Origin of the sequence: Microbacterium sp. NPDC058345 (assembly GCF_042723855.1) — a bacterium.
In the GTDB taxonomy this organism is placed as follows: Bacteria; Actinomycetota; Actinomycetes; order Actinomycetales; family Microbacteriaceae; genus Microbacterium.
The window spans coordinates 467772-486592 of record NZ_JBHXIG010000002.1 but is presented as its reverse complement, the minus strand read 5'-3'; the positions used below and the strand labels follow the sequence as shown (position 1 = coordinate 486592).

16 protein-coding genes and 1 tRNA gene are annotated in these 18821 nt (G+C 69.5%); 6 read left to right on the top strand and 11 right to left on the bottom strand.

Features of this window, described 5'->3' with window-relative positions:
• Positions 1-151 precede the first annotated feature (151 nt).
• The 3 genes from ACFWH5_RS09965 to ACFWH5_RS09955 all read left to right on the top strand — a co-directional run bounded on the left by ACFWH5_RS09965 (position 152) and on the right by ACFWH5_RS09955 (position 4761).
• A complete protein-coding gene (locus ACFWH5_RS09965) occupies positions 152-3001 on the top strand; it encodes a hypothetical protein (RefSeq protein WP_378834340.1) in 2850 nt (949 codons plus the stop codon).
• A 53-nt stretch (positions 3002-3054) separates the two neighbouring features.
• The gene (locus ACFWH5_RS09960; RefSeq protein ID WP_378834339.1) at positions 3055-4179 is read left to right on the top strand and encodes a substrate-binding domain-containing protein; all 1125 of its coding nucleotides are present in this window, start codon (positions 3055-3057) and stop codon (positions 4177-4179) included.
• Between the two features lie 78 nt (positions 4180-4257).
• Positions 4258-4761 carry a DUF3145 domain-containing protein gene (locus tag ACFWH5_RS09955; protein ID WP_378834337.1) on the top strand — a complete coding sequence of 168 codons (504 nt, stop codon included), beginning with the start codon at positions 4258-4260 and terminating at the stop codon, positions 4759-4761.
• 138 nt (positions 4762-4899) lie between these two features.
• Here ACFWH5_RS09955 and ACFWH5_RS09950 read toward each other — a convergent pair whose 3' ends face one another.
• The 6 genes from ACFWH5_RS09950 to aceE all read right to left on the bottom strand — a co-directional run bounded on the left by ACFWH5_RS09950 (position 4900) and on the right by aceE (position 12491).
• Complete coding sequence (locus tag ACFWH5_RS09950; protein WP_378834335.1) at positions 4900-6138, bottom strand: beta-ketoacyl-[acyl-carrier-protein] synthase family protein; 1239 nt, start codon at positions 6136-6138, stop codon at positions 4900-4902.
• Positions 6139-6220: 82 nt separating this feature from the next.
• Positions 6221-6469 (bottom strand): acyl carrier protein, encoded by a 249-nt coding sequence (locus ACFWH5_RS09945; RefSeq protein ID WP_309128429.1) that lies wholly within the window; start codon positions 6467-6469, stop codon positions 6221-6223.
• A gap of 65 nt (positions 6470-6534) precedes the next feature.
• Positions 6535-7533 carry a beta-ketoacyl-ACP synthase III gene (locus ACFWH5_RS09940; RefSeq protein ID WP_378834334.1) on the bottom strand — a complete coding sequence of 333 codons (999 nt, stop codon included), beginning with the start codon at positions 7531-7533 and terminating at the stop codon, positions 6535-6537.
• A complete protein-coding gene (locus tag ACFWH5_RS09935; RefSeq protein WP_378834332.1) occupies positions 7530-8450 on the bottom strand; it encodes an ACP S-malonyltransferase in 921 nt (306 codons plus the stop codon). The genes ACFWH5_RS09940 and ACFWH5_RS09935 overlap by 4 nt, the downstream gene beginning before the upstream one ends.
• Positions 8451-8545: 95 nt before the next feature.
• Positions 8546-9736, bottom strand: a complete 1191-nt coding sequence (locus ACFWH5_RS09930) for a PucR family transcriptional regulator (RefSeq protein ID WP_378834804.1) — start codon at positions 9734-9736, stop codon at positions 8546-8548.
• Between the two features lie 28 nt (positions 9737-9764).
• The gene (aceE, locus tag ACFWH5_RS09925; RefSeq protein ID WP_378834331.1) at positions 9765-12491 is read right to left on the bottom strand and encodes a pyruvate dehydrogenase (acetyl-transferring), homodimeric type; all 2727 of its coding nucleotides are present in this window, start codon (positions 12489-12491) and stop codon (positions 9765-9767) included.
• Between the two features lie 152 nt (positions 12492-12643).
• Between aceE and ACFWH5_RS09920 the strand changes: the two genes are divergently transcribed.
• Positions 12644-12716 (top strand) — tRNA-Val (locus tag ACFWH5_RS09920).
• Positions 12717-12734: 18 nt separating this feature from the next.
• On the opposite strand, the gene ACFWH5_RS09915 is transcribed toward ACFWH5_RS09920, so the two are convergent.
• The 5 genes from ACFWH5_RS09915 to ACFWH5_RS09895 all read right to left on the bottom strand — a co-directional run bounded on the left by ACFWH5_RS09915 (position 12735) and on the right by ACFWH5_RS09895 (position 17584).
• Entirely contained in the window at positions 12735-13301 is a 567-nt protein-coding gene (locus tag ACFWH5_RS09915; protein WP_378834329.1) for a hypothetical protein, read from the bottom strand.
• A gap of 2 nt (positions 13302-13303) precedes the next feature.
• Complete coding sequence (locus ACFWH5_RS09910) at positions 13304-14452, bottom strand: zinc-dependent alcohol dehydrogenase (RefSeq protein ID WP_378834327.1); 1149 nt, start codon at positions 14450-14452, stop codon at positions 13304-13306.
• A gap of 158 nt (positions 14453-14610) precedes the next feature.
• The gene (locus ACFWH5_RS09905; protein WP_378834326.1) at positions 14611-15789 is read right to left on the bottom strand and encodes an acyltransferase family protein; all 1179 of its coding nucleotides are present in this window, start codon (positions 15787-15789) and stop codon (positions 14611-14613) included.
• Positions 15790-15794: 5 nt separating this feature from the next.
• Positions 15795-16748, bottom strand: coding sequence for a methyltransferase family protein (locus ACFWH5_RS09900; RefSeq protein WP_378834324.1), 954 nt, complete (start codon positions 16746-16748; stop codon positions 15795-15797).
• A complete protein-coding gene (locus ACFWH5_RS09895) occupies positions 16745-17584 on the bottom strand; it encodes an aldo/keto reductase (RefSeq protein ID WP_378834323.1) in 840 nt (279 codons plus the stop codon). The genes ACFWH5_RS09900 and ACFWH5_RS09895 overlap by 4 nt, the downstream gene beginning before the upstream one ends.
• A gap of 77 nt (positions 17585-17661) precedes the next feature.
• Between ACFWH5_RS09895 and ACFWH5_RS09890 the strand changes: the two genes are divergently transcribed.
• Both ACFWH5_RS09890 and ACFWH5_RS09885 read left to right on the top strand, forming a co-directional pair.
• On the top strand, positions 17662-18075 hold the full coding sequence (locus ACFWH5_RS09890) for a YchJ family protein (protein ID WP_378834321.1): 414 nt from the start codon (positions 17662-17664) through the stop codon (positions 18073-18075).
• Between the two features lie 10 nt (positions 18076-18085).
• Positions 18086-18817, top strand: a complete 732-nt coding sequence (locus ACFWH5_RS09885) for a zinc ribbon domain-containing protein (RefSeq protein ID WP_378834320.1) — start codon at positions 18086-18088, stop codon at positions 18815-18817.
• Positions 18818-18821 lie beyond the last annotated feature (4 nt).

Here is an 18821-nt window from a genome sequence, read left to right as displayed (position 1 = left end):
CGTTTCCGGCAGAGGCGCGGATGCTGCGCATAGCATCTGAGTCGTCCGCGCGGATGCGGGCACCCGGCGATCCGGGCAGGCGAAGGAGGACCTCGGGATGTCTTCGACGACGATGTTCAGGCACCGAAGGCGTTCGCGGATGACGGCGGCCATGGCTGCGAGCGCAGCGATGATGATCTCGCTCATGATCGCCGCGCCGAGCAGCGCCGCGCAAGGCGCCGTGCCGGTGGTCGCGAACCCCGATTTCGCATCGGTCGCATCGTCCGGACTGCCGGAGATGTGGAGAGCGTGGAACCCTGCGGGTACGGCCGAGGTCACGGTCGATCAGACGGCGGGACCGGACGGCGGCTCCGCGGTGTCGATCACTGCGACTACCGGCGCGGCGACCCGGTATGCGCTGACGCAGCGCATCGCCGTCGACGAGACCACGCCCCGCGAGCTCGTCGTCTCGGCTTCGGTGAAGGGCATCGGTCTTTCCGGCGGCTTCAGCGAGGTTCGCGTGCAGGCATTCGATGCGGCAGGCAAAGCGATCGTGCCCGTGCAGAAGGGGCCGTACCTGACGGGAACGTTCGACTGGAAGACCGTCTCCACCGAGATCACGCTGCCCGCAGGAGCCGCCCAGCTCTCGATCGAGCCCATGCTGGACCGCTCGCCCGGCACGCTCTGGGTGACGGGCGTTCGCGTGGACGCCGGAGCCAGCACGGCGTCGCTCACCGCCACGGCGACCGCGCACGGAGTGGTGGAGCTGTTCTGGTCCTTCGACGACGCGCAGCAGGCCGCGCGGTACGCCGTGCACCGTACGACGGGAGCGGAGCCGCCGGCGCGCGATGACACCAGCTTCTTGCGCAGCGCCTACGCGGCCACCACGGCGGACGACGGCGTGTCGCCTGACACGACCTACACGTACCAGGTGGATGCCGTCGCGGCGGACGGAACAGTGATCGCCACCACACCGGCGCGCCAGGTGACCACCCCGGCAGTGCTGCGCAGCACCCAGCAGAACACGATCGTCACAGCGCTCGAAGATGGGGCCGGCGCACGGGTCAGCTGGACCCTCGCGGAACACGTCCCCTCCGAGGATCTCTCGCTGCGTGCCGGTCGCCGCACGGTGGACGTCGCCGGCGCGCAGGGCCACGCTCAGATCGCTGCCCACGGAGGACAGACGGTCGAGCTGCGCTCCGGCGCCACCGTGATCGGCACGGCCGTGGTCGGATCGAGCGAGCATCCGCGCGCGATCGCCACCGGTGATGCCATCTCGACCGTGAAGCGGGCTCTCGCGAAGGGACAGCCCACGGTGACGGGCGCATGGTCCGCGCTGCTGTCCCGCGTCTCCGGCCCGGACTCCGGGTACGCCTCGAACGGCAGCGCGGGGCTGTACCGCGCTCGCGACGCGGCGTTCGCCTACGCCGTGACCGGTGATCCGTCGTATGCGCAGACCGCATACGACGGCATCATGGCTTCTCTGGATTTCATCGTGCCGCGTGACGTGAACATGGGCCTCGAACTGGCCCGTGCACAGCTGCTGCTCGCCCCTGCCTACGACTGGGCTCATGCCGCCTGGACCGAGGCGCAGCGCGCGACGGTGCGCACGGCGATGACGCGCTCCGTCGACCTGCTGTCGACCTACCATCACCCCGCTCTGGACGACACGTCCAAGACCAGCAACTGGGTCGGAGTCGTCCGCGCGAGCGAGCTGGCGCTCCTGCTGGCAGCGCGCGGCGACGGTGACTTCGGGTACCACGACGCCCGCATCGGGATGCTCGCCGATCAGGTCGCGCAGCACCTGGACCAGGCGTACACCGACTCGGGGTACACCCAGGAGGGCTGGGACTACTTCCACTACACCGCCCTGTACATGCTGCCGTCGATCTATCTCGCGCAGGGGACCGGGATGACCGCGCTCGACGAGCACCTGCAGCGCCCGCAGTTCTGGAACCTCGCCCTGCACGTCGCGTCGTACCGTCAGAAGGGCGATGTGGCCCAGTGGGGCGTGAGCGGACCGAACGGCCAGGTCGCCGGTGCCTTCCCGCTGCTCTTCCCGATCACACCGAAAAGCGCCGTCGACGGGATGACCGCGGTGTACGACGAAGTGATGGGCGTCGACTCGGCGACCCGCTCGTTCGACGGCATCCAGGGCCTGTGGAGCATGCTCTACTACCCGACGCACCCGAGTGCGTCCACGGGCCGGCTGACCGCCAAGGCCGCCAAGACCGCCATCCTCGACGACGTCTCGGGCTTCTACGCCTTCCGCAACCGGTATCGCGACTCCGATGACACGATCATCGTGACGTCGAACCGCAACCAGCAGCACCGTGGCTGGTCGTCGTCCGAGACCTTCTCACTGTCGTGGATCGGTGACGACACCACCTGGGCGACCCTGGGCGGCAAGGCGAAGGACGCGCCTGCACTGTGGAGCGTGCCTCTCATCGACGGCGAGCTGCAGCCCTATGCCAGCCAGTACGAGACCGTGAACGGCAAGGGGCGAACGCTGGATTCCCGGGCATTCCGCGGCCAGGGCGGTGGCTACCTGCATCTCGACGGCTCAGAGAACTTCGAGGTCGTGAAGGCCGAGCGACAGGAAGTGGTGGACCTGGCGAAGGGCGGGCGAAGCAGCGCCATCGTGGCTGTGAAGGATCGGTTCGACGACACGGTCCCACACGAATGGAGTTGGCAGCTGCGCCCGGAGAACGGCGTCTCGATCACGATCGACGACAGCCCGTCACCCGGTTCTCCCATGTTCACCTTCACGGCGCCGAACGGAGCCACACTGTCGGGCTTCGTGCTCGAACCCGAGGGCCTGATCGCCGAGAACATCGACGGCACCCTGCGTCTGACGCGCGCGGGGACGCACGCGACCTTTCGCATCGTGCTGGCCACTAGTCGGTCCGGTCCACTCACCGCGACGATGACCGGAGCCGGACGGATGATCCTCGACGGACGGGTGATCGACACCGATCGGCTCGCGCAGACTCCGGCATCGGGGCTGGCCATGGCGCACTGAGCCGCGATCGGGAAGTGGGTAGCGTGGGAGAGGACCCTCCAAGGAGCTCGCCGTTGATCCCCTCCGAACGCCGTAACCAGATCCTGCGCGAACTCGCCCTCACGGGCGCGTTCTCGACGGCGATGTTCACGCGGCGCACAGGTCTGTCCGCCATGACCATCCGCCGCGACCTCGACAGCCTCGCCGCCCAGGGGCGGCTCGAACGGGTGCACGGCGGGGCGATCCCCCCGGCCGCCATGCCGCTCTCGGCGCGTCCCGGGGCATCACCGCCGCGTCCGGTCAGCATCGGCATGGTGGTGCCATCCGCCGCCTACTACTACCCGCGTGTGATCGCGGGGGCACAGGCAGCCGCCGCCGAGCTCGGTGTGCGCCTTGTGCTGGCGACCTCCGAGTACTCGGCGGAGCTGGAACGACGCCAGCTCCGCAGGATGGTCTCCGCCCGGCTCGACGGGGTGATCGTCACGCCGGCCGGTGCGTACCCCGACGACCCTGAGACCTACCGCCTCATGGCGACGCTGGGGATCCCGGCCGTGCTCGCCGAGCGCTCGGCGCCAGGAGTCCAGGAGGAATTCAGCGGCGCTGCCATCAGCAGCGATCATCACCTCGGCGCACAGCTGGCAATCCGCCACCTGACGGACCTGGGTCATCGTCGCATCGCGCTGGCCTGGCGCCCGAGCCCGACCGCGGGACCGGTGCGGGCGGGTTTCGACCATGCGATGGATGCACTGGCAGCGGACGGCCTCAGCTTCCAGGTCAGGATTCCCCCGCGCGGCAGCGAGACCCAGTTGACGCAACGCGCCCTCGGTGCGTTCCTCGATCGCTGTGTCGCGACGAGGATGACCGCCGTCGTCATGCTTCCCGACGACGCCGCAGTCACGCTCATCGAACTCGCGCATGACCGCGGGATCGATGTTCCCTCCCAGCTCTCCGTCGTCGCATACGATGACGAGACCGCGTCGCTCGCGCCTGTGCCGCTGACAGCCATCGCTCCGCCGAAGGCCGATGTCGGCTACCGAAGCGTCCGCGCCTGCCACGAACAGCTCACGTCCGACCAGGCGCGCGCGATGCCCCGCACGAGCCTTCCGCCCGCGCTCGTCGTGCGGGAGTCGACCGGTCCCGTCCGAGCGGCGGAACGCGCGGAATCACACGCTTGTGATTCCCCGGGATCTGGGCGATAATCGCCGTACAACCACATAGTTCGCCGCATCTTCGGATCAGGTCGTAGGGGAAGACGTACCTGATGAAACGGAGAGATCATGGCGACGGGATACGCACGCGGAGTGGTGTTCATCCACTCGGCGCCACGCGCGCTCTGCCCGCACCTCGAATGGGCGGTCGGACGCGCTATCGGTCGTGCCGTCAGTTTCGACTGGGACGATCAGCCGGTGCAGCAGGGCACCCGGCGCGCGGAGTTCTACTGGGACGGCCCGGTGGGCACCGGCGCCGCTCTGGCGACGGCGATCCGCGGCTGGGAGCACCTGCGCTTCGAGGTGACCGAGGACCCGACACCCCGCAGTGACGGCGGGCGGTGGCTGCACACGCCCGACCTCGGCATCCATTACGCCCAGACGGATGCCGCCGGCAACATCGTCATCGGCGAGGACCGCATCCGCTACGCGATGGAGATCGCCGCCGGAAGCGCCGCCGAACTGCAGCGCGAGCTCGACGTCGCGCTCGGATCGGCGTGGGATGAAGAACTGGAGCCGTTCCGGCACGCCGGCGACGACGCGCGCGTCGTCTGGCTGCACAAGGTGGGGTGACCCGCGCAGAGACCTGCGGAGGAGGCGCGAGTAACGGAAGCCGGTGACACGCTCCCGGATCCCGAGAAGGCGAATCCTCCGCATACGACCGAAGCCCCCTGCGGGGAAGCAGGGGGCTTCGTCGTGTGCGGTCAGCTCTCAGTCGGCGCTGCGGAAGGCGACGACGGCGTTGTGCCCACCGAAGCCGAACGAGTTGCTGATCGCCAGCAGGTCGCCGTCGCCGAGCGGCTGCGCCTCTCCCGACAGCTTGAACGGCACGGCCGGGTCGGGCTCGGTCATGTTGATGGTCGGCGGCGCCACGCGGTCGCGCAGGGCGAGCACCGTGAAGACGGCCTCGAGCGCCCCGGTGCCGCCGAGCAGGTGACCGGTCGACGCCTTGGTCGCCGAGACGGGGATCTCGTCGATGCGGTCGCCGAAGACGCGCTTCAGCGCCTCGTACTCGTTGGGATCGCCGACGGGCGTCGAGGTGGCGTGCGCGTTGATGTGCGCGACCTCGTCCGGTGTCGCCCCGGCCTGGGCGAGCGCCTGCTCGACCGCGCGCGCCGCGCCGGCGCCCTCCGGGTCGTTGCCGGTGATGTGGTACGAGTCGGCGGTCACGCCGCCGCCCACGAGGTAGGCGTAGATCTTCGCACCGCGGGCCTTGGCATGCTCCTCGGTCTCGAGCACGAGGGCGGCACCGCCCTCACCCATCACGAAGCCGTCGCGGTCGATCGCACCCGGGCGCGACGCTCCCTCGGGGTCGTCGTTGCGCCGCGACAGCGCCTGGGCGGAGGCGAAGGACGCCATCGTGATCGGGTGGATCGCCGACTCGGCGCCTCCGGCGATCACCACGTCGGCCAGGCCGTCCTGCAGGTGCTCGTAGGCGTTCGCGATCGATTCCGTGCTCGACGCGCACGCGCTCACCACGGTGCGCGCGAAGGCCTTGGCGTTGAAGTGCAGGGAGAGGTTGCCCGCACCCGCGTTCGGCATCAGCATCGGCACGGTGAGCGGCATCACCCGGCGAGGGCCCTTCTCACGCAGCGTGTCCCAGGCGTCCAGCAGTGTCCACACGCCGCCGATGCCGGTGGCCCAGTCGACGCCGAGACGCTCCGGTGCGACCTCGGGCGAGCCGGCATCCTCCCACGCTTCGCGCGCGGCGATGAGGGCGAACTGCGTCGACGGATCGAGACGCTTGGCCTCGTGCCGAGGCAGCACCTCCTCGGGACGTACGGATGCCTCAGCGGCGAACGTCACCGGGATCTGGTACTTCTCGATCCACTCGTGGGCGAGGGTGTGCGCCCCGGGCGTTCCCGCCAGGAGGTTCGCCCAGTTCTCCGGAGCCGTGCCGCCCAGGGCGGAGGTGGCTCCGATGCCGGTGACGACGATGCGCTTGGTCATGGATGGTCCTTCGGGGTGGTGAGGGATCAGTCAAAGGAGGATGCCACGCCCCGCGGTCCGCGGGGGTGGCATCCGCAGAGTCTTACTCCTGGCCGGCGACGATGAAGTTGACGGCGTCGGCGACCGTCTTGAGGTTCTTGACCTCGTCGTCCGGGATGGTGACGCCGAACTTCTCCTCGGCGTTGACGACGATCGTCATCATCGAGATCGAGTCGATGTCGAGGTCGTCGGTGAACGACTTCTCCATCTGAACCTCGGATGCGTCGATGCCGGTCTCGTCGGTGACCAGCTCAGCAAGGCCGGCGAGGACCTCGTCGTTGGTGAGAGCCATGGTGTTTCCTCTTTCTCGGGGATGGGTTCGGAACCGTGAACAGTCTAGGGAACGTCCGCGCGCGCTCAGGGGAGCACGACCACCTGCGCGCCGAACACGAGGCCGGCGCCGAAGCCGATCTGCAGCGCGAGTCCGCCGCTGAGCTCCGGGTGCTCCTCGAGGATGCGGTGCGTCGCGAGGGGGATCGACGCCGCGGAGGTGTTGCCCGTCGTCTCGATGTCGCGCGCGATCACGCAGGTCTCGGGCAGCGCCAGCTGCTTGGCGAACTCCTCGACGATGCGCAGGTTCGCCTGGTGGGGGATGAAGGCGGCGAGGTCGGATGCCTCGATGCCGGCCTTGTCGAGCGCCTCCCGGGCGACCTTGGCCATCTCCCAGACGGCCCAGCGGAAAACCCGCGGGCCTTCCTGACGCAGCGTGGGCCACGGTGCGGCGCCGTCGCGGAAGTCGGTGAGCGTGTGGTTCATGCCCACCAGGTCGGCCTTCGAGCCGTCCGAGCCCCATACGGTGGCGGAGATGCCGGGTGTCTCGCTGGGACCGATCACCACGGCCCCCGCCCCGTCTCCGAGCAGGAACGAGATGCTGCGGTCGGTGGGATCGACCACGTCCGAGAGCTTCTCGGCGCCGATCACGACGGCGTACGTCGCGGCGCCGGCACGGATCAGGGCGTCGGCCTGAGTGACCGCGTACGCGTACCCGGCGCAGGCCGCATTCATGTCGTAGGCCGCGGCGGGGTTCGCCCCGATGCGGTCCGCGACGATCGCGGCGACCGAGGGCGTCTGCTTCGGGTTGCTGATCGTCGCCACGATCACGAGGTCGATCTCGGCGGGGTCGACGCCCGACCGCTGCACGGCCTCGGCGGCGGCGTCGGCGGAGAGCTCGATGGCGGTCGTCTCGGCGACGGCGCGAGCCCGGGTGATGATGCCGGTGCGCTGGCGGATCCACTCGTCGCTGGAGTCGATCGGCCCGACGAGGTCGTCGTTGGGCACGGCGTTCTCGCCGCGGGCGGCGCCGACCGAGTAGATGCGGGTGAAGGCGGGGCCCGCGGCCTGCGTGAGCGTGGTCATGCGGCTTCTCCGTTCAGCAGCGCGACCGCCGCATCGATGTCTTCAGGAGTCTTGACGGCGACGGTGGGTACGCCGCGGAGGCCGCGTTTGGCCATTCCGACGAGAGCGCCCGCCGGCGCCACCTCGATGAACCCGGTGATTCCCGCCTCGGTGAACGACTCCATGCACAGATCCCAGCGCACCGGGGACGACACCTGCGTGACGATCCGGTCCAGGGCGTCCTGGCCGTCGGTGACGACCGCGCCGTCACGGTTCGACCACAGCGTGATGTCCGGATCGGACGCCGCCACCTCGGACACGGCGGAGCGCAGCGTCTCGACAGCGGGAGTCATGTGCGATGTGTGAAAGGCTCCGGCGACCTGCAGCGGCATCACGCGCACACCACGTGGCGCACGCTCGCTCAGCTGCGCCAGCGCCGGCAGTTCGCCGGCCGCGACGATCTGCCCGGCGACGTTGTAGTTCGCCGGGGTGAGGCCGATCTCGCTCAGCAGTGCCAGCACGTCGTCGGCGTCACCGCCCAGTACGGCGCTCATGCCGGTGGGCGTCTGGGCCGCGGCATCCGCCATGGCGCGCCCGCGGATGCCGACCAGCCGCATCGCGTCCGCCGCCGGCAGCCCCCGGGCGGCGACGACGGCGGCGAGCTCACCCACGGAATGACCGGCGACGCCGTCGGGGCGCCGCCCCGCCTTCTTCTCGATCTGCTGCGCGGCGATCAGGGAGGCGGCGACGATGAGCGGCTGCGCGATGCGCGTGTCGCGGATCGTGTCGGCATCCGACTCGGTCCCGTGCGCGATGAGGTCGACTTCCGCGGCCTCGGAGTACGACGCGAGCTGCTCCGAGACGCCGTCGAGCTCGAGCCAGGGTGCGAGGAATCCGGGGGTCTGTGAGCCCTGTCCAGGGCAGGCGGCGACGATCACCCATCCAGTCTGCCAACGTTTCGGCGGACGCGGTGGATGATCCATTACAAGAATCGCGACTTCGCTTGTGCGTGGCGCACAGCGCGCGCACGCGGTCAGCGCCGGCGCGACACGGGACGACGGCGACCGGGCTCGGTGGAGCCGATCGAGCCGAGGATCAGTGCCGTCTGCAGGATGAGCGCCTCGCGTGGGCCGGTGGCGTCCCAGCCGATGACCTCACTGACGCGCTTGAGCCGGTACCGCACGGTGTTCGGGTGGACGAACAGCTCGCGGGCTGTCGCCTCCAGCGAGCGTCCGTTGTCGAGGTAGCTCCACAGCGTGGTCACCAGATCGGGGGAGTGCGCCTGCAGAGGGCGGAAGATGCGCTCGATGAGCGTCTGCTTGGCGAGCACGTCGCCCGCGAGCGCACGCTCCGGCAGCAGGTCGTCGGCCTCGACAGGGCGGGGCGCGCTGCGCCACGCGCGGGCCACCGCGAAGCCCGCCAGCGCGGCGCGGGCGCTCTGGCCGGCGTCGACCAGTGCCGCGACGGGCGGACCCAGCACCACGTAGCCGGGTCCGAAGGACGGTTCCAGTCGTCCGGCGATCTCCTCGAACGGAAGATCCTCCGTCTCGTTCTCCTTGCCGGGAACCCGCGCCCGGCCGATGACGAGCACGAGCCGTGAGCCCTGCACGCCGATCAGCACGTCGACCGACATCTTGCGTGCCGCGCGGCGCACCTGGTCGACGTCGAACTGCGGGGGCGTCGTGCCGACGATGACGCTCACCTCGCCGTGACCGTGCCAGCCGAGCGCGGCGATGCGGCTGGGCAGCTCCTCATCGGCTTCACCGGTGAGAATGGAGTCGACGACGAGCGCCTCGAGCCGTGCGTCCCACAGACCGCGCGCCTCGGCGGCGCGGGCGTAGACGTCCGCCGCGGCGAAGGCGACGTCGCGGGAGTACAGCAGGATGGCCTCGCGCAGATCGTCGCCCCTGCCCGCGACCCGCTCCTCGGTGACCGCCACGGTGACGCGGATGAGCTGCAGCGTCTGCTGCAGGCTCACGCTGCGCAGCAGCTCGCGCGGGGCGGCGGCGAAGATGTCCGCCGCGATCCACGGGGTCGAGGTGGGGTCGTCGTACCACTGGATGAACGAGGTGATGCCGGCCTGCGCCACCAGCCCGACGGCGGAGCGTCGGGCCGGCGGCATGTCGGCGTACCAGGGGAGGGTGTCCTCGAGCCGCTTGATCGTCACCGTGGCGATGTCGCCGGAGATCCGGCGGAGCCAGGCGAGGGTGGCGGCCTTCTCCATGGCCGGCTGTGAGGAACCGGTCACCGAGTCAGCTCTCGCCGCCCGCGTTCCCGCTGGTGCCCGCGTTCACGTCGAACAGGCTGTACTTCTGGATGGCCTGCCCCACGAGTGCGCGATCCACCGTGCCCTCGTCGGCGAGCGCCTGCAGCGCGCGCACGACGATCGACGGTCCGTCGATCTTGAAGAAACGACGCGCGGCGGCGCGGGTGTCCGAGAAGCCGTAGCTGTCGGCGCCCAGCGTGTAGAACGGCTGCGGCACCCAGGGGCGGATCTGGTCCTGCACGGCGTGCATGTAGTCGCTGACGGCGACGACCGGACCCTCTGCGCCCTGCAGCTTCTGCGTCAGGTAGGCGGTGCGCGGCTCCTCTTCCGGGTGCAGGAAGTTGTGCTCGTCCGCGGCGAGGCCGTCGCGGCGCAGCTCGTTCCACGAGGTCACCGACCACACATCAGACACGACACCCCAGTCGCTCTTCAGCAGCTGCTGCGCCTCGAGCGCCCACGGAAGTCCGACGCCCGACGCGAAGAGCTGGGTGCGGGGGCCTTCGCCCTCGCCCTGTGCGACGCGGTGGATGCCGCGGACGATCCCGTCCACGTCGACGTCGGCCGGCTCGGCGGGCTGCACGAGCGGCTCGTTGTAGACGGTGAGGTAGTACATCACGTTCGGGTCGTCGTGCGTGCCGCCGTACATGCGCTCGAGACCGGAGCGCATGATGTGCGCGATCTCGTAGCCGTACGCGGGGTCGTAGCTGACCGTGGCCGGGTTCGTCGATGCGAGCAGCGGCGAGTGTCCGTCGGCGTGCTGCAGGCCCTCACCGGTGAGCGTGGTGCGGCCGGCGGTCGCGCCGATCACGAAGCCGCGCGTCATCTGGTCGGCGGCGGCCCAGAAGGCGTCGCCGGTGCGCTGGTAGCCGAACATCGAGTAGAAGATGTAGATCGGGATCAGCGGCTCGCCGTGCGTGGCGTAGCTGGTGCCGAGCGCCGTGAACGCTGCGGCGGCGCCGGCCTCGTTGATGCCCACGTGCACGATCTGGCCCTGCGGGCTCTCCTTGTAGGCGAGCAGCAGCTCCCGGTCGACCGACGTGTAGTGCTGGCCGTTCGGGTTGTAGATCTTCGCGGTCGGGAAGTACGCGTCCATGCCGAAGGTGCGCGCCTCGTCGGGGATGATCGGCACGATGCGGTGCCCGAAGTCCTTCGAGCGCAGCAGGTCCTTCAGCAGACGCACGAACGCCATGGTCGTGGCGATCTCCTGGGTGCCGGAGCCCTTCTTGGGCAGCGCGTACGCGGAGTCGTCCGGAAGGCTCACCGGCACGTGCTTCGAGCGGCGCTCGGGAAGGAAGCCGCCCAGGCCCTTGCGGCGCTCGAGCATGTACTGGATCGTCTCGTCCTGCGCACCGGGGTGGTAGTACGGCGGCAGGTAGGGGTTCTCCTCGAGCTGCGCGTCCGTGATCGGGATCTGCATGGTGTCGCGGAAGGTCTTGAGGTTCTCCAGCGTCATCTTCTTCATCTGGTGGGTCGCGTTGCGGCCCTCGAAGTGCGGGCCGAGGCCGTAGCCCTTGACCGTCTTCGCGAGGATGACGGTCGGCTGACCCTTGTGCTCCATGGCGGCCTTGTACGCGGCGAAGACCTTGCGGTAGTCGTGACCGCCGCGGCGCAGGTGCCAGATGTCGTCGTCGCTGAGGTCCTTGACCAGGGCGGCGGCGCGCTCGTCCTTGCCGAAGAAGTGCTCGCGGATGTACGCGCCGGATTCGGCCTTGTAGGTCTGGTAGTCGCCGTCCGGCGTCGAGTTCATGATGTTCAGCAGCGCGCCCTCGGTGTCGCGGGCGAGCAGGTCATCCCACTCGCGGCCCCAGACCACCTTGATGACGTTCCAGCCGGCGCCGCGGAAGAACGACTCCAGCTCCTGCACGATCTTGCCGTTGCCGCGCACCGGTCCGTCGAGCCGCTGCAGGTTGCAGTTGATGACGAAGGTCAGGTTATCGAGGCCCTCGTTGGCCGCCACCTGCAGCTGTCCGCGGCTCTCGATCTCGTCCATCTCGCCGTCGCCGAGGAAGGCCCAGACGTGCGAGTCGGCCGTCTCCTTGATGCCTCGGTTCTCGAGGTACTTGTTCGACATCGCCTGATAGATCGCGTTGATCGGGCCCAGGCCCATCGAAACGGTCGGGAACTGCCAGTACTCCGGCATCAGGCGCGGATGCGGATAGGACGACAGCGCGTGCGGCGCCGCGGACTTCTCCTGACGGAAGCCGTCGAGGTCCTGCTCGCCGAGGCGCCCTTCGAGGAAGGAGCGCGCGTAGATGCCGGGGGAGGCGTGCCCCTGGATGAAGATCTGGTCACCGCCGCCGGGGTGGTCCGCACCGCGGAAGAAGTGGTTGAAGCCGACCTCGTACAGCGACGCCGACGAGGCGTACGTCGAGATGTGACCGCCGACGCCGATGCCGGGACGCTGGGCGCGGTGCACCGTGACCGCGGCGTTCCACCGGATCCAGTGACGGTAACGGCGCTCGACGTCCTCCTCGCCGGGGAAGTCCGGCTCGTTCTCGGGAGCGATCGTGTTGATGTAGTCGGTGGTCGGGACCATGGGCACGCCCAGGTGCAGCTCCTTGGAGCGCTTGAGCAGGCTGAGCATGATCTCGCGGCCGCGCCCGTGGCCCTTGGCGTCCACCAGCTCATCGAGCGACTGCTGCCACTCGCCGGTCTCCTCCGGATCGCTGTCGAGGGGGCCCTGGGAGTACGGATCCTGGTCGTGCACGGTCACGGTGGAGCCTTTCGTCATGCTGGCAGGTCGTGCCAAGGAAACGGGATGCGGCGCGGGGAGCCTTGTCGACTCAGCACAACGCGCGCTGTGCTCAGCCTATCCCTCTCCGGGCGGGTGGAGCGCATTCGGCAGTGGGTAGACTGAACCGGTCAGGGCCTTTAGCTCAGCTGGTAGAGCGCCACGTTTACACCGTGGATGTCGTCGGTTCGATCCCGGCAGGGCCCACCGGATGCCGACGCCGGATCAGTCCCGGCGGGCGATGCGGCGCAGCAGCGATGCGGTGACGAACACCGCCGCGACCCAAGGTCCGGCGACGACGATCGGGTCCATCCATGAGTGCTTGAGGTCGCGACGTCCTCTTCCGAACCGCGATCGCAGCGGACGGTGCTCGAACTCGGCGAGCACGCCGGTCTGGGTCATAGGGTTGTCCGGATGCCGCGTGAACAGGGACCGCGCGTGTGCACCCCACGCCTCGACCCGATCGCCGAGAACCAGCAGCAGCCAGCGCGTGTTCTTCGTCTCACCCAGCCGGTCGTAGGCGAACCGGCGGATCGCGCCGGAGAACCCGTGCAGGGGTTGGGCCGTGCCGAACACCGGGGGCAGCATGAGATGCTCCACGGAGCGTTCGCGCGTCGCACCGCCGGGCTGGCGCTCGGGGAACGTCCAGTGCGCTCCCGTGTCGCCGATGTCCGAGCGCTCCTGCCAGGTGCGCCGATGGGCGGGGTCGAGGTCGTCGCCCCACCCGGGGATTCTTGCCCGCAGTTCCTCAGCACTCGGGCTGCGGGTCGGCTTGGTGGACTCGTACGGCACGGTCACTCCTCTCCGACGGTGATGATCGGCTTGATGCATCCGTCCAGCTTGGCCGAGAAGACGTGGTACGCCTCGGCGATGTCCTCGAGCGGGAAGCGGTGGGTCAGCAGGTCGCCGGGGCGCAGATGCCCCGCCTGGATGTGTTCCAGCAGACGTGGCCACTGCCGAACGACGGGCGCTTGATTCGCGCGGAGTGTGAGTCCCTTGTTCACCACGTCGCCGAGACGCACGGCGGAGCCCAGGGGACCGTACGCGCCGATCACCGATACGGTGCCGCCCTTGCGGGCGGAGTCGATCGCCCAGTTCACCGCCACCGGAGAGCCCCCCTGCAGCTTGAGCTTGGCGCCCGTGACATGCTGCAGGACGCTCCCGTCGGCCTCGGCGCCGACGGCGTCTATGACCACGTCCGCGCCCAGACCGTTCGTGTCCTTCTTGAGGGAGAGGACGATGTCGGCGTGCTCGGCGAGGTGCATGGTCTCGGCGTACGCGAAGGTCCGCGCCTTCTCGAGCCGGTAGTCGATGTGATCCACGACGATGACTCGGCCGGCGCCCAGGAACCACGCCGACCGCGCGGCGGCCAGTCCGACAGGACCCGCTCCGAAGACGACGACGGTGTCCCGCTCCGCGATGTCACCGAGTTGCGCGCCGAAGTATCCGGTCGAGAACGCATCTGTCAGCATGAGCGCGTCCTCGGCCGTCAGCCACTCCGGGATCACCATCGGCCCCACGTCGGCGAACGGCACACGGACGAACTCGGCCTGGCCTCCGTCGTATCCGCCGGCGCTGTGCGAGTAGCCGTAGATGCCGCCGACCGCGGTCGCGTTCGCGTTCACGTTGTGGCAATTGGAGAACAGGCCTCTCGAGCAGAAGTAGCAGGAGCCGCAGGAGATGTTGAACGGCACCATCACTCGGTCGCCGACCGACAGGCCGCGCACCGCAGAGCCGACCTCGTGCACCACCCCGACGATCTCGTGACCGAACGTGTGTCCGATGCGGGTGTCGGGGATCATCCCGTGGTACAGGTGCAGGTCGGAACCGCACACCCCGGCATGCGTCACCCGGACGATCGCGTCGTCCGGGTGCTCGATGCGCGGCACCGGCTTGTCGGTCACCTGGATCTTGTACGGACCCCGATAGGTCATCGCTCGCATTCGCGCTTCCTCCGGCTTCGGCGGTCAGGCTGTTCTCCGAAGTTATGCGCGTCCAGGAGGTCGTCGCAGGGTATTGACGAGCGCAAGGGCAGGACCTATCGTGACCGGCCGATCACAGAGGACGGTGAGCGAGCCGGGCGAACGCTTCACTGACGAACTCAGGCGGTCGTCGCCCTGGCCGTTCTCCTGGGCCAGATGCGCTTGGGCAGCTCGAAGAGCAGACTCGCCGGCATCCGACGGCCGAGCAGCGCGAACGCCGTCGAGATCGCGACCGTGACGGTGAAGACCGCCACCAGACCGACGCCGGGGTTCGAGATCCCGGCCTTCATCGCCAGCCATCCCAGAGCCGCGAACACCGGATAGTGCGACACGTAGTAGATCAGCGAGTACCGGCCCACGAAGCGCACCGGCGCCAGCCAGCGGACGTCGGCTGCGGATGCCGTGAGCCGCACCAGGATCAGGATGCCGAGCATCGCCGGCGCTGCCCACGCCGGGTGGTACCAGAGCCCGCCGCCGTCTGCGCCGGAGTCACGGGCCCAGCGGTCGTCGAGACCGGAGTACACCGCGATCGCCACCGGGATCACGAGCAGACTCCACGCGAGCCTGACATCGAGCACCCTGGCGTACTGGTCCCAGTGCTTCTCGATGAAGGCGCCGAGGAAGAAGAACGGCATGAGGTAGAAGAACCGCTGCAGCAGATCGAGCTCAGTCGGGATGAGGAACATCGCGACGAACGGCACCGCCACCATCGCCCACACCGGTACCCATCGGATCAGCAGGGCGATGATGTAGTAGGCGAAGATGAACTGCATGAACCACAGGTAGGTGTTCCAGAAGCCCAGCTCCCAGGGCATGTAGTCGCCCTGGCCGACGATCCTTTCCGAGATGGCGTACACCAGGGTCCAGACGATGATCGGCCAGACGATGCGCCGCACCTTGCCCCAGATGTAGGGGCCGGTCGGTGCCTTCAAGGATCCCGCCACCAGCAGTCCGGACAGGAACATCAGCATCGGCATGCGGAACGGCGCGAAGAAGGCGCTGAGGAACTCGAAGAACGCCGGTACTTCGTCGATGCGGTAGGCGACGATCTGCGTGCTGTGATGCAGGACCACCAGCAGGATCGACAGTCCGCGCAGCAGATCCATCCAGCCGATGCGCCGGTCATGACGCTCCAGCGCGCGGCTGATGTCCGCACCCCGCCGAGCGGTCGTCTCGTCGGCGACCGGCGCGGTGGCACCGGTCTTCGACTCGGAACTGCGCCGTGCTTCGGCGACACGGCGTGCCTCGGCGCGGGAGATGGGCGCGTCGGAGGGGACGGTTTCGCGGTGTTCGGACATCCCGGTCAGTATACGAGCGGGGGCCGCTGAGTCCCTGACGGACGCGGGCGGGGCCGTCGCGGCACCCAGACCGAGACGCGCTGCCGGTACTGCTCGTACGACGCGCCGAACCGCGACAGCAGGTCGGCTTCCTCCCCGGGCCGGATCAGGTGGTTCCAGACCAGCGAGCCGCACAGTGCGTAGCCGACCACCAGCCACGATCCGAGCATCATCCCGACCGCGACGCCCTGAGCGATGCCGGCGACCGCCATCGGATTGCGCACGATGCGGTACGGACCGGACATCACCAGCGTCCTCGCCGTCGCCCGGGGCAGCGGAGTTCCGTCGCCTCGTGAGGCCATCGTCGTCGCCGACCACAGTCCCAGCGCGGTGGCCGCGGCGAAGGCGACGGCACCCAGCGACGGCACGACGAGCGGCGGATCGACGTGCAGACCCCAGCGTCGCTCGACCAGCGCGATGAGCGTCGGAAGGATCAGCAGGAACAGACCCCAGAAGACGACGATCTGACCGCCCGTGCGCAGCAGGTGCACGGGGCGGGGCGCCGGAGGCGCCTCCCGGGCGGCGAAGGGCCCGACCAGCAGCCACTCCGCCGGCACGCGCCCGAGGAGCACCAGCAGTCCGGCCCCGACGGCACACACAGCGCAGCCGATCATCAGGAGCGCACCCCAGCCGCCGAGCCCGGTGGCCGTCGCGTAAAGGGCCATCCCGGCGGCGACGAGGACGGTCCAGCACCCGACCGTCCAGACGGCCCATCGCCAGCCCAGTGCGGCGAGCGCCGATCCGATTACGAACAGCGGCACGTCGAACGCCGCGACCATGCCGGCCGGCAGATCGCCCAGCGTCGCATGGCGCACCGCCGGGGACAGCGGCACGATCACCCACCAGGCGGCACCGGCCGCCGCCTGCGCCGCGAAGTAGCCGCGTCCCCAGCGCGCGTCGAGCGTCGCGACGAGGTTCACATCTCCTCGTGCGTCGCCGGGTCGGCGTCGAAGAGACGCCCGTCCGGGCGGCCGAGCGCGGTGATCGCGGCGACCTCGGCGGCGTCGAGCTTCACCGAGGCAGCGGCGATGTTCAGACGCTGGTGCTCGGCGGACGCAGCCTTCGGGATGGACACGGTGCCGCGCGCGACGTGCCACGCGATCACCACCTGCGCCGGCGTGATGTCGTGCGCCGCGGCGACCTCAGTGATCACCGGCTCCTGCAGCAGCTCGTCCGCGCGTCCCAGCGGGCTCCAGGCGACGGTGAGGATGCCGCGCTCGGCATGCAGCGCCAGCGCCTCCTCCTGCGGGAAATAGGGGTGCACCTCGATCTGGTTCACGACGGGGCGCACGCCGGTCTCGGCTTCGATGCGGTCGAGGTGGGTCTCGAGGAAGTTCGACACGCCGATCTGGCGTACGGTGCCGCGCTGCTGCGCGTCGACCAGGGCCTGCCACGCCTCGGCGTATAGGTCGATGCGCGGGTTCGGCCAGTGGATGAGGTGCAGATCGATCGCGTCGATCCCGAGACGGCGTCGGCTCTCCTCGATGCTCGTGCGCGCCTTCGGCGCCGCATGGTGGCGCCCGGGCAGCTTCGTCGTGACGATCAGCTGCTCGCGGTCCACCCCGGTTGCGGCGATGCCGGCGCCCACGGCACCCTCGTTCTCGTAGTTGAACGCGGTGTCGATCAGGCGATAGCCGGCGTCCACGCCCGCGGCCACCGCAGCCGCGCCGTCGTCGCCGCGCAGGCCGTAGGTGCCGAGGCCGACCGCGGGAAGCGGGAAGCCGTTGTGAGCGGTGAACTCGGGGATGGCAGACATCGGTTCTCCTTCGTGCGTCGTGGTCGTCCCGCCAGCCTACGGGCGGGTGACGGCGGCGCGACTGTCACCATGGAGGCATGTCTGCGTTCGTGTCGCCTGCCGCATCCGATCGCTGCCCCTGCACGAGCGGGGACGCGTTCGGTGCCTGCTGCGCGCCGATCATCACGTCGGGTGTCGCGCCCACCGCGGTGCGTCTGATGCGCTCCCGCTTCACCGCCTTCGCGGTGGGCGACGCCGGGCATCTGCTTCGTACGTGGCATCCGGCCACCCGGCCGGATCGGCTGGACCTCGACGCCGCCACGCGCTGGCTGAGACTCGACATCCTCGCTCACGAGGCCGGGGGTCCGTTCGCATCGCACGGCGTGGTCGAGTTCGCCGCGTTCTACCGCGACGTCGACGGACCGGGTGCACTCCGCGAGCGCAGCCGGTTCGAGCGCGAGAGTCGCGTCTGGCTCTATGTCGACGGCGACGTGCTGCCGTCGAACCGATAAAGTCGGAGGCGTGAGAGCCACTCCCGAGAACCAGCGCACCCTGCTCGACATCGCCGACCTCGACCGTCGCATCCAGCAGGCCGAGCGCGCGCGCACGCAGCCGGTTCAGGGAGCGAGGATCAACGAGCTGGCCGGCGTCCGGCAGGGGCAGCTGCGCGAACTGACCACGCTCGCCGGCGTCCTCGAGGACGCACGTACGGAACTGAGCCGGCTCGAATCAGATGTGAAGCTGGCCGAGCAGCGGCGAGACCGCGATGCAGAGCGACTGGCGGCGGCCACCGACTCCAAGCAGGCGCAGGCTCTGGAGAACGAGATCGCGAGCCTCGGCCGCCGGCTGAGCACGCTCGAGGACTCCGAGCTCGAGGTGATGGCACGCGTCGAAGAGGCCCAGGCCGCAGTCGACGCGCAGCAGGCGCTGATCGATCAGACCAACGCCGAGGGCGCGAAGCTCACCGCCGAGGCGAAGGCGGCCGTGGCGGCGGCCGCCGTCGAGGGCGAGCAGCTGGGCCGCGATCGAGCGGCGTTGGCCTCGGGGGTCGCCGCGGACCTGCTCGCCGACTACGAGCGTCGCGCCTCCCGCGGCATCGGCGTCGGTCTGCTGCGGCGCGGGGTGTGCGAGGGATGCCGCATGGTGCTCTCCGGCACCGATCTCACCGCGATCCGCCGTGCCGCCGATGACGACGTCGTCTCGTGCCCCGAGTGCGGCGCGATCCTGGTGCGCACCGACGAGTCCGGACTGTGAGCAA